This is a genomic window from Mycobacterium sp. ZZG (genome assembly GCF_054786995.1).
Window position 1 is genome coordinate 1 of the sequence record NZ_JBTBFV010000020.1, and the last position, 12,891, is coordinate 12,891.

Annotated in this window: 8 protein-coding genes; 6 read left to right on the plus strand and 2 right to left on the minus strand. The window is 66.2% G+C overall.

Annotation, left to right across the window (positions count from 1 at the left end; translation table 11 throughout):
- Window positions 1-315: 315 nt before the first annotated feature.
- Window positions 316-1,641 carry a UDP-glucose dehydrogenase family protein gene (locus ACXMYJ_RS13465; protein ID WP_460356803.1) on the minus strand — a complete coding sequence of 442 codons (1,326 nt, stop codon included), beginning with the start codon at window positions 1,639-1,641 and terminating at the stop codon, window positions 316-318.
- Window positions 1,642-2,003: 362 nt separating this feature from the next.
- Between ACXMYJ_RS13465 and ACXMYJ_RS13470 the strand changes: the two genes are divergently transcribed.
- Together ACXMYJ_RS13470 and ACXMYJ_RS13475 are read left to right on the plus strand one after the other, a co-directional pair.
- Entirely contained in the window at window positions 2,004-2,540 is a 537-nt protein-coding gene (locus ACXMYJ_RS13470) for an arsenate reductase/protein-tyrosine-phosphatase family protein (protein WP_460356886.1), read from the plus strand.
- 284 nt (window positions 2,541-2,824) lie between these two features.
- Entirely contained in the window at window positions 2,825-4,315 is a 1,491-nt protein-coding gene (locus ACXMYJ_RS13475) for a sugar transferase (RefSeq protein WP_460356805.1), read from the plus strand.
- Between the two features lie 371 nt (window positions 4,316-4,686).
- Here the strand turns inward: ACXMYJ_RS13475 and ACXMYJ_RS13480 are convergent, their stop codons facing one another.
- Window positions 4,687-6,681 (minus strand): hypothetical protein, encoded by a 1,995-nt coding sequence (locus tag ACXMYJ_RS13480; RefSeq protein WP_460356807.1) that lies wholly within the window; start codon window positions 6,679-6,681, stop codon window positions 4,687-4,689.
- Window positions 6,682-7,080: 399 nt separating this feature from the next.
- On the opposite strand from ACXMYJ_RS13480, the gene ACXMYJ_RS13485 reads away from it, so the two are divergent.
- Genes ACXMYJ_RS13485 through ACXMYJ_RS13500 form a run of 4 tightly spaced genes read left to right on the plus strand, consistent with a single transcriptional unit; the run spans window position 7,081 to window position 12,146 of the window.
- Window positions 7,081-8,340 (plus strand): hypothetical protein, encoded by a 1,260-nt coding sequence (locus ACXMYJ_RS13485; protein ID WP_460356810.1) that lies wholly within the window; start codon window positions 7,081-7,083, stop codon window positions 8,338-8,340.
- Window positions 8,337-9,455, plus strand: a complete 1,119-nt coding sequence (locus ACXMYJ_RS13490; RefSeq protein ID WP_260757678.1) for a glycosyltransferase — start codon at window positions 8,337-8,339, stop codon at window positions 9,453-9,455. Before ACXMYJ_RS13485 ends, ACXMYJ_RS13490 begins: the two co-directional genes overlap by 4 nt.
- On the plus strand, window positions 9,448-10,614 hold the full coding sequence (locus tag ACXMYJ_RS13495) for a hypothetical protein (RefSeq protein ID WP_460356812.1): 1,167 nt from the start codon (window positions 9,448-9,450) through the stop codon (window positions 10,612-10,614). Before ACXMYJ_RS13490 ends, ACXMYJ_RS13495 begins: the two co-directional genes overlap by 8 nt.
- Window positions 10,614-12,146 carry an O-antigen polymerase gene (locus ACXMYJ_RS13500; protein ID WP_460356815.1) on the plus strand — a complete coding sequence of 511 codons (1,533 nt, stop codon included), beginning with the start codon at window positions 10,614-10,616 and terminating at the stop codon, window positions 12,144-12,146. The genes ACXMYJ_RS13495 and ACXMYJ_RS13500 overlap by 1 nt, the downstream gene beginning before the upstream one ends.
- Window positions 12,147-12,891 lie beyond the last annotated feature (745 nt).

Here is a 12,891-nt window from a genome sequence, read left to right on the forward strand (position 1 = left end):
CTGAGGCGACGGCACTCCCGCTGCGCCTATTCCAGTCCCGCAACCTACGAACGCAACCACGAAACCGCTACGCTGCCAGAAGCGGCGTAACCACAAATCCCGTGTCCACTACATGGGGGCAAGGCCCTAGCTATCTGGCGTCTCTTCTATTTCCCGGAGCTGATTTAGCTCTGCATACAGCAGATCTCAGTGTCCGCGCGGTGTGCCTTCCGCTGAAGCATGTCTTCCCCATTAGGTTGAGTAAGGTGCCGTCATTCCGTTTCAAAGGATGTCGTTTGGACAAGGACGGGGCGGGGTAATGTGATCGACGTAGCTTTAAGGTCTGCCGATTCCCCGATATATCCATCCCGCAGAACGCCAGGCGGTTGGGTCTAGGCAATTTCGACCGTCAATTATCGCCCGCCTGCGCACAGCTTTCGCTAAGGTGGACGGGTCCAACGAAACAAAGTCGCTCCATTCCGTGAGGACCATAACCACATCGGCGCCGTCGCAGGCTGCTGAAACGTCGGGTGCGTAGTTGAGTGTTGGAAACAACTGGCGCGCATTCTGCATCGCCTCGGGATCGAAGACACTTACCGCTGCACCCTGCAGCTGAATCTGGCCTGCAATATTGAGAGCGGGAGAATCCCGCACGTCATCCGAGTCGGGTTTGAAGGCCGCTCCTAGAACGGCGACGCGTGTGCCGACAAGCGAACCGTCGGTGGCCTCGCGTGCTAGCTCGACCATTTTGTTGCGCCTACGCATGTTGATGCTGTCCACTTCACGCAACAGGGCAAACGCCTGCCCAGCGCCAAGCTCGCCGGCCATAGCGATGAATGCTCGGATGTCCTTCGGTAAGCAGCCTCCGCCAAATCCGATTCCGGCGTTGAGGAATCGGCGGCCGATGCGTGCATCGTGGCCAATCGCGTCAGCCAAGACAGAGACATCGGCACCGGTGGCTTCACACACCTCGGCGATGGCATTGATGAACGAGATTTTTGTCGCCAGGAAAGCATTGGCCGAGGTCTTAACAAGCTCTGCCGTGGCCAAATCCGTAACCAGAAAAGGGGTCTTCTCATTCAACTGCGCGGCGTAGACTTCCCGCGCTACGGCTTCAGCGTTGCCAGCGTCCGCTTGATTAACACCGAGAACAATGCGGTCAGGATGGAGCGTGTCCTCGACTGCGAAACCCTCCCGTAAGAACTCTGGATTCCAGGCGAGCTCCACCTGGTCTGCCGGAGCGAGTTCGCGTAGCCGGGCGTTTAGTCGAGCTGCTGTGCCGGCAGGGACGGTCGACTTCCCGAATATGACCGACGGACGCGTTAACAAGGGCGCTATGGACTCAATGACAGCGTCAACGTAGCGCAGGTCTGCTGCAAGCTCGCCATGCTTTTGTGGAGTTCCTACCGCGACGAAGAACACGTCGGCGAAATCGGCTGCCTCTTGATAGGAGGTGGTGAAATGGAGTCTGCCAGCTTTAATATTGCGCCGCAGCACTTCTGGAAGCCCTGGTTCGAAGAACGGGAGTTCGCCCGCGGCTAGTTTAGCGAGCTTTCCCTCGTCGACATCTACGCCAAGAACCTCGTGGCCTAGCTCGGCCATGCACGCCGCGTGCGTCGCGCCAAGGTATCCGGTGCCAAACACGGCAATCTGGCGACTCATGCCAATCCCTCCCAGTCCCCCGGGCTATCCTAACGGTGCCACTCGAACCCGTCGCCACGAGCGGCGTTTCATGCGTTACATCCAAGACGCGCCCTATGCCCCAGGACGATTCGATAGGTATCAGCCATGCGCCCTCCACAGGACAGCGGATTCAGCTGAACATTCGGCACGGCATGTTGCAGGGCGCGCCTATCCGTCTACTCAGCCAGGTGACACCGTACACAGGTGGCATGGACAGGGTTCGGTGCCGCGAGGGGGGTATCGGGGTTCCTGCTGACATTCCTATGGAAACGGTGCGACACTTTCGCGCGTGCGTCTCCCCGCCGCTATGGTCCTATAAGACCTGAGTCCTAGGAGTACTTCTGCACGTTCTTTTCGTCTGCACGGGGAACATTTGCCGCTCGCCTACCGCCGAGCGGTTGGCAGAGGCGTACGCCGAGGAATCGAGGCTGCAGGACTTCGTAGCGTCGAGTGCGGGAACGCGCGCCATGGTCGGGTATCCGATTCACGAAGCGGCCGCAACCGTGCTCCGTGATTTAGGCGGCGACGCTTCGGGTTTCGCGGCTAGGCAACTGACGGCCAAGGTAATTCAGCCTGCGGGTCTCATCCTTACAATGACCCGGGAGCATCGCGACCGTGTCCTGGAGATCGCGCCAAGCAAGCTAAAGAGGACCTACACCCTCTGTGAAGCGGCCAGACTTAGGACGGAGTGCGGTGCGGCTACCCTCGAGGACCTTCCGGCGCTTCGTTCCTATTTGATTGCCGATGAGGGCCTCGACATAGAAGATCCGATCGGCAAGGCGGCTTCGGTGTTTGAAACGGTTGGACAACAGATAGCCGACCTGCTGCAGCCGATCGTGGAGATGTGCCGCCTGGGTTCGCCGTCTTCGCCAACGTAGGACGCGTCGTCGGCGCCATACGTCGGGGCGTTCCTGCAACGACGCTGCACTTCCGCAAAGTCTGCCAGCGACCGTTGCGGCGTGCTGGCAGGCGTTATTTACCGATGGCCCCACTCTTGACAAACAAAAGACTCAAGATCTGAAGGCGTCGCGGATAGGGCCGCCTCACCGTCGACTGGATGACGTCCTTGTAAATTGCTGAGCGAACATCGTGATCGCCTTGAGATGTCAAGGATGTGTGGGATAAAGTGCCAGCACAAGGGGGAGATTATGTGGGGGGATGGATGACCGCGGTTAACGATCGGCTGGAAGCTCCAGCAAACATCGTTCCGATACCAAGCAAGATTCCGACGTGGCAACAAGGCTATGCACTGCGTCTCGTGGCGATCGACATCGTCGGCGTCTTGCTTGCGGTCGGGCTGGCGCAGTGGTTGCGATTTGGTGCGGTCTCCGAGGGCATCGCGTCCTACCGCGGAGTTGACTACACAGTGGTGTCGGTCGGGATCGCCGTCTTGTGGATCGCCGCCCTGTCGATCAATCGCTCTCGCTCGCCGCGGGTCATCGGGTCTGGCGCTGAGGAGTACCGCCGCGTCTGGCTTGCGACGCTGTCCGTGTTCGGCGGCGTCGCGATCGTCTCGATGCTGTTCAAGCTGGAGATCGCGCGCGGCTACCTGGTGATCGCGCTGCCCGCCGGCCTGCTGTTCCTGGCGTTGGGGCGCTGGATCGCTCGCCGGGTCGTCATCCGCGCACGACTGAAGAATGGCAGCTGCATCACCCGCGTGCTGGTGGTCGGCAGCCCGTCCGCCGTCCGCGACCTCACCAAGTCCCTTGCCCGCGAGCCGGGCTCCGAGTACCAGGTGGTCGGGGCCTGCATCCCCGGCCCCATGTACCGTCCCAAGGTCGACGTTCCCGGTGTCGGATCGGTGCCCACCTTCGGTGACGAGTCCGACGTCGTGGACGCCGTCCGCATTACCGGCAGCCACGCCGTCGCCGTTACCGCCACCGAACGCCTCGACGGCCGCGGCATCCGCGATCTCTCCTGGGAGCTGGAGAAACTCGACATCGATCTGCTCGTCTCGCCCGGCGTCGTCGACATCGCCGGCCCGCGGTTGCAGATGCGTCCCGTGGCCGGCCTGCCGCTGATCCACGTCGAGAAGCCGCAATACAGCGGCGCCAAGCGTTTTCAGAAGCGCTTCTTCGACATCGTGTTCTCCGGCACCGTGCTGTTGCTCGGGCTGCCTATCCTGCTGGTCGTGGCCGCCGCGGTGAAACTGACCAGCCGGGGCCCGGTGTTCTACCGCCAGGAGCGAATCGGCCTCGACGGCAAGCCCTTCCAGATGATCAAGTTCCGCACCATGGTCGACGGCGCCGACAAGATGGTCGACAAACTCGCCGCGCTCAACGAGAGCGAAGGCGGGGTGCTGTTCAAAATCCGGCAGGACCCCCGCGTCACGCCGGTCGGGCGCCTGCTGCGCAAGTACAGCATCGACGAGCTGCCGCAGTTCATCAACGTCCTCAAACGGGACATGAGCGTCGTCGGCCCGCGCCCGCCGCTGGCCCGCGAAGTCCAGACCTACGACGAGCACGCCATGAAGCGCCTCCTGGTCCGCCCCGGCATCACCGGCCTGTGGCAGGTCAGCGGACGCTCCGACCTGTCCTGGGAGGACTCGGTGCGCCTCGACCTGTTTTACGTCGAGAACTGGTCGATGATCTCCGACCTGCTCATCGCCATCAAGACGGTCAGGGCGATGCTCAGCCACTCGGGCGCCTACTGACGATCGGATTCGCCGGCGGCACACGCACTCCCGCCGCCGGCACCGCGAATTACCTCGCCTTTGCGCAGCATTGGTGTATTACCGGCGAATTCTGATCACCGCTGAAGGGCGACCGTTACGCTCGCACACTTCGACGACTGATGGAACAGCCGCGCGTCGGGTGCGCGTGGGACGGCGGGTAAACGCGCATCGACAGCTCTGTCGCCGCCCATCCGGTATGTCAGCGACCCTGACGGCGGTACCGTTGGCGCGCTGGGGGTCTACGACCCAAATCGAAGGTCTGGGGTGTCGGCCACCGGCAGATCCTCGGCGACCTCGCCTGGTTGCCACCGAGCGGATGTTGGCCGGCCGCCCTACGGTGGCGCTGACCGCTAGGATTGCGGGTCGGCCGGCGCGGCTGTGCTGCGACGCCGCCACCACAGGGCGGCGCTCAATCCGAGGGCGACGACCACGATTCCGGCGCCGATGACAGCCCACGCGACGCTGACGGTGGTCTGCTTCTCAGCGACAGATGGTGCCACATCAGTGGTTCCGGCCAGGTTCGTAACCTCACCCGCGGCCCCGGCGGCGATCACGTCCCCATCCAGGCTCGACCAGCCGTCGGGCTGCCGGTCGATGTAGCCGAACAGCGGCTCTACCAGCGACCACGCACCCGTCGTCGTGACCAGCACGACCGTCCTGTCCCGGGGCGTGTCGGCGAACACCTGGATCGACGCCAACCCGTTGGCGATGTCGGCGCGCAGCTCCCTGCTCACATCCACCTGCACAGTCGAGCCCTCGCCGCCGATCGGCGGGCGCAGCGACGTCGCCTGGACCGCCGCCGAATTCGCCACGATCAGCGCCCCGGTACCGGCGTCGGCCGCGGCCTTCACGTCAACGACGCGCGGCGTCAACGCCGTTCCGGTTCGCTGGGCGATGTCGGCCACCACCCGGGCCGCGTAGTTCAGCTGATTCGGGCTGCCGCCGTCGAGGGCGACCAGAAACTCGGGGCTGAACTCCGACGGCACCGCACCGAAGCCACCCGGGGCGGGGCCACCGCGACGCATCGTCAGCGTCGACGCCGGGTCGAGCTGGAACCTCATCGGAGCGATGGTCGGGCTGCACAGCTGACGCGGGCTGAACGTCAGACCGAACTCGAAATTGATGCGCTGTCTGAGCAGTTCGCCGGGAACGTCGAAGACGGTGTCCAGCCGACCGGTGCGGTCCAGCGCAACGCTGTGTACCGCTTGGCCGTTCACGCTGACCATCGCGCTGGCCGAGTCCATGTCCGCGACCGGGGTGTGGGTGGCCAGCAGATGTACCTGCAGGCTTTCGACGCGACCGTCTCCCAATGCCGAACGGTCCACTCCGACGGTCAGATCGGCGGTCCTCAGCACCTCCCGTTCGCCGCTGATGCCCAACTGGCGGAACGTCATCTCGTCCGGATCGGCGCTCTCGGCTGCGCCGACCTGGTCCACGCGCGCGGACGGGGCCTGCGCCAGCGACTGCAAGCGGTCGGCGACCAGCGCGGCCTGGTTGGTGAGTTCCTCGCCGCGGCCGGTCACCATGAGGAACACGTCGGTCCTGTCGGGGTTGACCACTTCGAGTCCGGCGTCGCCGTTCTCGACCACCACAGAGCGGGTGAACTGAGGTGACGCCGGGGGCGTCGCGCCACGGGGCTGGCTGACGACTGTGATCGCCGGTGTCTGCGGCCGGTACATGCGGGCGACAGCGGAGGTCAGCGCCAGCACCGCCTGCTGTTCGGCGTCGTCGGCATCGATCGGTGCGTAGATGGTGAGCCGCTGCAGCACCGGCGGAAAGAATGTCGCGATCGTGGTGGGCGCTGGTTCGGCCCCGGCGAACAGGGCGCTGAGATCGCTGAGGACAACCCGCTCGCCGAGCCCGCACCGTTGCTCGGGGGGAAGCGCGGCCTCCCGTGCGGTGAACGACAGCCCCAGCGTCGAATCGCTGATCTGCGCCGCCGAGACGTCGACGTCGAACGGCACCACGGCCTGGGCCGGCGTCACCGCGGGAAGGTCCACTGTCCCCAGAACGGTGCCTCTGCGATCGGTGATCTCGACGAATCCCGCACCGAAATCCACCGGCGCGTGGATCAGCCCGCGCAGCCGTCGCGGCGTGAAACCCGACTGCACCGGGAGCGTGAAATCCTGGTTGACGTTGGCGCCGACCAGTGTGACGTCGGGGGGAAGCCCCAGCGCCGTCCATGGCAGCAGCACCTCGCCGTTGCCGGTCGGGTCGGCGTTGAGCGGTTCGGCGCCGGCGACGCCGGGGGCGGCGAACGCCATCACCAGCAGGGCCGACAGCAGGGCGCCCAGCGCGCGACCAATGATGTTGTGGCTCTTCGGTGATCCTGATCCGGGTTGCATCGTGGCCTCGTCCCCGACGGTAGTGATGGCACGATCGACCGCAAGAGACACTGCCGCTCCAGTTTCCGGTGGTTGGGCTTCGAGAATCTCATTCCCGGCGTCGGACGATACCGGCAAAACCGGGTACTGCGGTGCAGAACGCGCCCCGCGCAAACCACTCATCCGCAAACCCGCGTGCCATACAATCAAACCCAACTTCTACCGGGGCGGGCAATCATTCCTTTGCTGAAATCGCAGTGCGGCGACAAGTGTGTGAACAGCCCTACATATTGATCCGCAACGATCTTAGCCTCGCCGACCCGCGAATCGAGGCGTCCGGCCGGCAAATCGCCCACGGCTATCTACCATGGATGACCGCAACAGGTTCAGGGACGGAGCGCCACAGAGTTGTCTGACAACGTGTCGAAAGTGCCGGCGTCCGCGACCGCGCTGATCTCCGCAGTGGAAACCCGGGTCGTGATGACCAAGCTGACTCTGGGTGCGCTCGTCGGACTGTGCGCTGGGGCGCTCATCGGCGGGCTCGCCTTCGGTGCCCTGACCTCTGACACCACCGCCACGGCGTTTCTGCGGCTGCAGAACCCGGCCGACCTGACCGCGATCGCCGGCGGGGCCAGCCAGGTCACCCCCGACAACCAGGACAACACAGCGACTTTCGTCTCCGGCGAGATCGCCTACATGACCGGGGAGGGCTTCAGTCAGGCTGTTGCCAGGAAGATGGCGATGGACGAGCCCGCCGAACTCATGGTCGCGCAGGCCAGTGAGTCGGCCATGGTCACGGTCAGCTACAGCAGCAGCTCCCGCGACGACGCCATCAGGACCGTGCAGGCGGCCATCGACCTGTACGGCCAAGAGCTCGACCAGCGCGTCGACGCGCAGCTGCGCTCCATCTTGCCCACGTTGTCGGAGTGGCAGCGCAATGACACCGACCCGACACGGGCGCTCGAGATCCAGCGCGTGCGCGAGAGCGTCGAACTGCAGGCCGCCGCGGCGAGCGAGTTGCTGGTGGTGCAGCCACCGACACCGAACCATCCCAGTTCCGCGCAGTGGCTGATCGGCGCCATCCTGGGTGCGCTGGTCGGTGGTTCATGTGCGATCGCGCTACTGCTCGCCCGGCGACGCCGTGCGGGGCGCGGCTCGGTGGTGAAAACGCTGACCGGACGCGTCGACGGGGTGCTGCTGCCGGCCGTCGATCTCGACCTGCCGCCACGCGAGGCCTGGACCGACGACCAGATCCGCCTTGCCCGCGCGCTGTACTCCCAGTGCCGGGCCTCTGGATCAAATGAGGTCATCCTCGTGCTCGGCGCATCGCCGACGTCAGGGTCATCGGTGGTGGCGACGCTGTTGGAGTTCGCGGCCGCCGAGAGCACGCCGGCCGCGGCGAGCATCTCAGGACTGCACGCCGCGCCGTCCTCGACGGAGCCAGTCACCACCCGCATCGTGCACGGCGGCGCGGTCGGCGACCCGTCGCTGACCCCTGCCGTCATCGCCGGCGCCACCACCGTCGTCGCCGTTGCTCAGATCGAAGGCGACACCACAGCGCAGGTGCTGATGCTGCGCTCGGCGATCGCTGCTGCCACCGCACCCACGTTCGCTGCGTTCACCGTGCGGCGACCGTCAGCCCGTTGGCTGAGGCGCCGACGCGGGGGGAGCGCGCAGTGAGAGTCGCGCTCGTCCATGAGCGGCTGACCGAGATCGCCGGCTCGGAAAACGTCGTCGCCGAACTGTCCCGGCAGTGGCCCGACGCGCCGGTCACCATCCCGATCGTCGACCGGCGCGTCGACGCGTCATTCTCGGCCCAGGTGCAGACCGGCGCGTTGTCTTCGGCTTACCGGGCCGCGCGCTACCGCAGCTATGCGCCGCTGCTGCCGCTGGTGCCGGCGTGGTTGCGGCGCCGGGACTTCGGCTCGGCGGACGCGGTGATCATCAGCCACCACTTCGCCGCCGCCGCGGCGGTGCATGCTGCCGTGCCCAGGCCGACGATCGTGTACGTCCACTCGCCGGCGCGCTGGGCGTGGGACAAGGCGATGCGCGCCGAGGAGGCGTCGTCACTGCCCGGCCGCCTTGCCCTGGACGCGCTGTCGGGGCTGGCGATCAGGACCGAACTGGCCGCCGCGCCGAAGATGACCACCATCGTGGCCAACAGCACCGCGGTGGCTCAACGGATCAAAGACCACTGGAACCGCGAGTCGCAGGTGGTCCATCCGCCCGTCGACGTCGACTTCTACCGGCCCGATCCCGGCCAGACCCGCGGTGACTACTTTCTGCTGCCCGGCCGGCTGGTGTCCTACAAGCGCCCCGACGTCGCGATCAGGGCCGCCGTGCGGGCCGGGGTGAAGCTGGTGGTCGCCGGCGCCGGCCGCGACGCGGCCAAATGCCAGAAGCTCGCCGAAGGCGGAGACGTCGTTTTCCTGGGCCGGGTCTCCGGCGAGAAGTTCCGCGACCTCTACCGCGGTGCCAGGGCGATGGTCATGCCGGGAGAGGAGGACTTCGGCATCACCCCGGTCGAGGCGATGGCCTGCGGCACACCGGTGATCGCGCTCGGCGTCGGCGGCGCGCTCGACAGCGTCGTTGACGGTGTCACCGGAACGTTCGTCACCGGTGCCGACGACGCCGAGGTGGTCGAGCGCTTCGCCGAGACCTTCGCGACATTCGACACCAGCGGCTACGACCCGGTCCGGATCAGACGGCACGCCGAGACGTTCTCACCGGAGACGTTCCGCCGCAACATGTCCGAGGTGGTGGCAGAGACGCTGGCGGCCCGCCGCGATGGCTGACAGCAAGCATCTGCAGACCGCCGTCCAGGTGGTCGCCGGTCTTGCGCTGAACGTCTTCCCAGCGATCTTCATCGCCATCTACGCCCGGGTCGCGCCCATCGAAACCCAGGGTTTCCTCGCGCTGTCGCTGGCCGTCGGGGTCTACGTCGCGCAACTGGTCAACGCGTTCGTCGTCGAGGGCCGGCTCGCCACCCCCGACGCCGAAGGCGACCCCGGCCTGCCAGGGTGGGTGGTGGTGCTCGCGCTGTGCGCCGCAGCGCCTCTGGTGATCGGCCCCGCGGTTGCCTCGTCGGCGGTACTGATGGGCAGTTCCATCGGGGTGATGACCGGTCTGTTGATGTCGCGGTCGATCGGCGTGGTGACAGGCGAGTGGAAGCGCGAGGGTTTCGGCGCGACGCTGCTGGTCGTGGCCAGCGTGATCGCGCTGTGGATGGCCACCGAGCACAACCCGCACGCGGTGCAGGTGCTCGCCGTCGGCGCGTTCCTCGCCGTCCTGGTGCGGTATCAACCGCGAAAAAGCATGCCGAACATGGGCTTTCCGCCCGACGTCCGCAGGTCCGGGTGGGTGACCGCGGAGACCGCGGTTGTCGGCGCCGTCCAACCGGCCATCACCTCACTGCTACTCGTGATGGTCGGGCCTGCCGCGTCGGTGACCTTCCGCGTCATCTCCACCGTCGCCGGCGCGGTCGAACCGATCCTGGCCTATGGCAGATACCGGTTACTCGCCCACGGGCATCGCGGCGAACTCCGCCCCTTCGTCGTCGTTTTCGTCGTCGGTATGGTTGCGGTGCTGGCCGCGGCATTCGGCGGCTTCGGCAGCCTGGTGTTCGGCCCGGCATGGGACGCCGTTGGGGTAGCGGCCCTGCTGTTGGCCGCGCTGTGGAAGGCCGTCATGCTCGTCTCCACGGTCCCGTTCGCCGCGCTGCGCAAAGCCGGGAAAACGGTGCTGGTGTTCTGGATTCGTGGCGCCAGCACCGTCGTCTACCTGGTGATCAGCGTCGGCTTCCTGCTGCTGTGGCGATCCACCGAGGCGATCTTCGCCGCGTTCGTCGTGGCCGAGATGATCACCGCCGTCGTCTACCACTTCGCCGCGGTCAAGGGCGCACCCGACTATGCTGACTCCTTCGGACTGCGCCGGCAAGGGGAACGGTCCCGCTGATGACCCTCACCGCGCCCGCCGACACCTTCCTTGTGCGACACGGCAACACGTCCTCCCGCGCCCCGGCATGGTTCACCCCCGCGACCTTGCTGTTGGCCCCGGTCGCCATGTCGTTCTTGGCATGGTTCGGACTGGTCGCACGGCAGAAACTCGGGACGGCCCAGACCGCGTCCGAGGCGCTGACCGGATTCTCGGCCCCCGCCGCGGTGAGCGGGCGCGGCATCGCGCTGCTGGTGCTGTGGTACTTCGCGATCGTGATGGTGTCGATGGTCGGCTACTGGTGGGGCACCCACCGGTCCCGACCGCTGACCGGAGCCGACCGCACCAACACTGCGGGCTTCGAACGACGCTACTTCTTCGTGATCCTGGCCGCCGGCGCGGTCGGGGTGCTGTATTCGTTCTGGAAGGTCGGCGGTGTTCCGGCGATCATCGCGTCGCTCAGCGAGCAGACCGCCAACGACTTCAGCAATGCCCTGTCCGGTTTCGCGGGTCCCCAAACCCTGCGCTACGCCACGATTCTCGCCGCGCCGCTTGCGGTGTACCTGTGGCGCAAGAAGGTGATCGGCTGGCCCTACATGGTGGCCGGGGTGCTGCTGCTGTTCGCCAACGCGATGATCGCATCCCGGCTGTCGCTGTTGATGGCGTGTGCGGTGTACCTGGCGGCGTGGGTGCGCGGACGGGTACACCGCGAACCGGGCACCGGATCACCGGTGCGGGCACTGATCGCGGTCGCACTGATCGCGGCCACCGGGTTCGGTCTGCTCACGGTACTCAACTACGTCCGCAACGCCAACTACTACCGCGAGGCCGGGATCTCGAACCCGATCGAGATGAACGTGTACCAATCCGGGGCGTATCTGGCTGTACCGGCGCAGGTTTCACTGGGTATGGCCGACGCGGTGGGCCGGGGCGCCTGGGAGAACCCTGGCGGCGCGGCGGAATCTCTGGCGGCCGTGCAACCCACGTTTCTGCAGTTCAACAAGATCGCCAAGGACGACAGCTGGAAACAGGCGTCGGTGTACGGCTATTCGGTGACCTTCGCCGGGAACTTCTTCACCAATTCGGTGTTCGCCGACACCTACGCCGAGTACGGCGCCTGGGGCTGGCTGTACACGATCCTGGCCTACGGCGTCGCCGGCTACGCGTTCGCCCGGATCTTCAGCCTGAGTCCCGTGATCGCCGCGTCCGCGGGGGTGGTCGGATACTGCTTCCTGGAAGTATGGCGCGTGCAGATCCTGATCTACGGCATCGTGATCTTCCTGCTGTTACTCACCGCTGCGGGCGCAGTGGTGGCGTCGAGGCTGGGACGCCTGCCGCTAAGGCTGCTTCACGCTGAGACGGTCGACAGTCAAGCCGCCGGCATTCACGGTGTCGAACGCCGTCACCGGTTCGGTGTGCTGGATCGAGACGTCGGCCAGGGAAATGTCGCGGGCGTTGCCGATGCCGACCCCGCCGTTGCCGCCGGTCGTGGACGCCGAAGAAATGCGACAGTTGCGCAGGCGCAGCCCGCTGACCCTCCGGTCGGTCAGTGACTCGGCCCGCACTGACCAGTTCTCACACCGCTCGATTCGCACGTCGTCGACGGTCACATCGAACTCGGTGAAGCGGGGATCACCGGAAGGCCCCGGCCGGGCCAGCAGGTGAAGCCCCATGTTGCAGTCGGTCGCCGTGATATAGGCCAGGCGCACCCCACGGCTGGCGACGTAATCCCAGCCGGCGTCGGCGCCCGGTTCGGCGGAGTCGACCATCACGGCCGCGCCGGCGCGCGCCCCGTGGACAGCCAGCCCGGTGAGCGTGGCGCGGTGGACGCCGGCGATCCGGACGCCGTTGGCCCTGCCGCCGGTGACATGGGCGCCGTCGATCGTGAAATCGGTATTGGACCAATCCGTCAGGGCCGGGAACGCGAACGTCGACGAGTCGGTGTCGAACAGCGGTTCGTCGGCGTAGTACGTGACGAGCGCCAGCCCGTCATCGCCGGTGTCCGCGGCGCGGTAGTCCTCGATCCTGGCCTGTCGGCACGCGTTGAAATGCAGGCCGTCGGCCCTGGTGCCGGTGACCCGCAGCCCGGTGACGGCGATGGCAGCAGCTCCCATCATGATGACCCCGGCTTGCGGGCTGCCCTGCACCACGCAGTCGGTCAGGGTGACCCCGTTGACGGGACCCGGCCACCCGCGCGGCGCCGTGGCGAAGCTCGATCCTTCGACCACGGGGCCGCCCACCACGCGGATACCGTCGCCGAGCGACCGCCGCGCGTCGTGCGCCCACCGAATCCTGACG

Excerpts from the sequence above, each read along its gene's own strand:
- ACXMYJ_RS13465 (WP_460356803.1), bottom strand. The coding sequence starts at position 1,641 with ATGAGTCGCCAGATTGCCGTGTTTGGCACCGGATACCTTGGCGCGACG.
- ACXMYJ_RS13475 (WP_460356805.1), top strand. The coding sequence starts at position 2,825 with ATGACCGCGGTTAACGATCGGCTGGAAGCTCCAGCAAACATCGTTCCG.
- ACXMYJ_RS13480 (WP_460356807.1), bottom strand. The coding sequence starts at position 6,681 with ATGCAACCCGGATCAGGATCACCGAAGAGCCACAACATCATTGGTCGC.
- ACXMYJ_RS13495 (WP_460356812.1), top strand. The coding sequence starts at position 9,448 with ATGGCTGACAGCAAGCATCTGCAGACCGCCGTCCAGGTGGTCGCCGGT.
- ACXMYJ_RS13500 (WP_460356815.1), top strand. The coding sequence starts at position 10,614 with ATGACCCTCACCGCGCCCGCCGACACCTTCCTTGTGCGACACGGCAAC.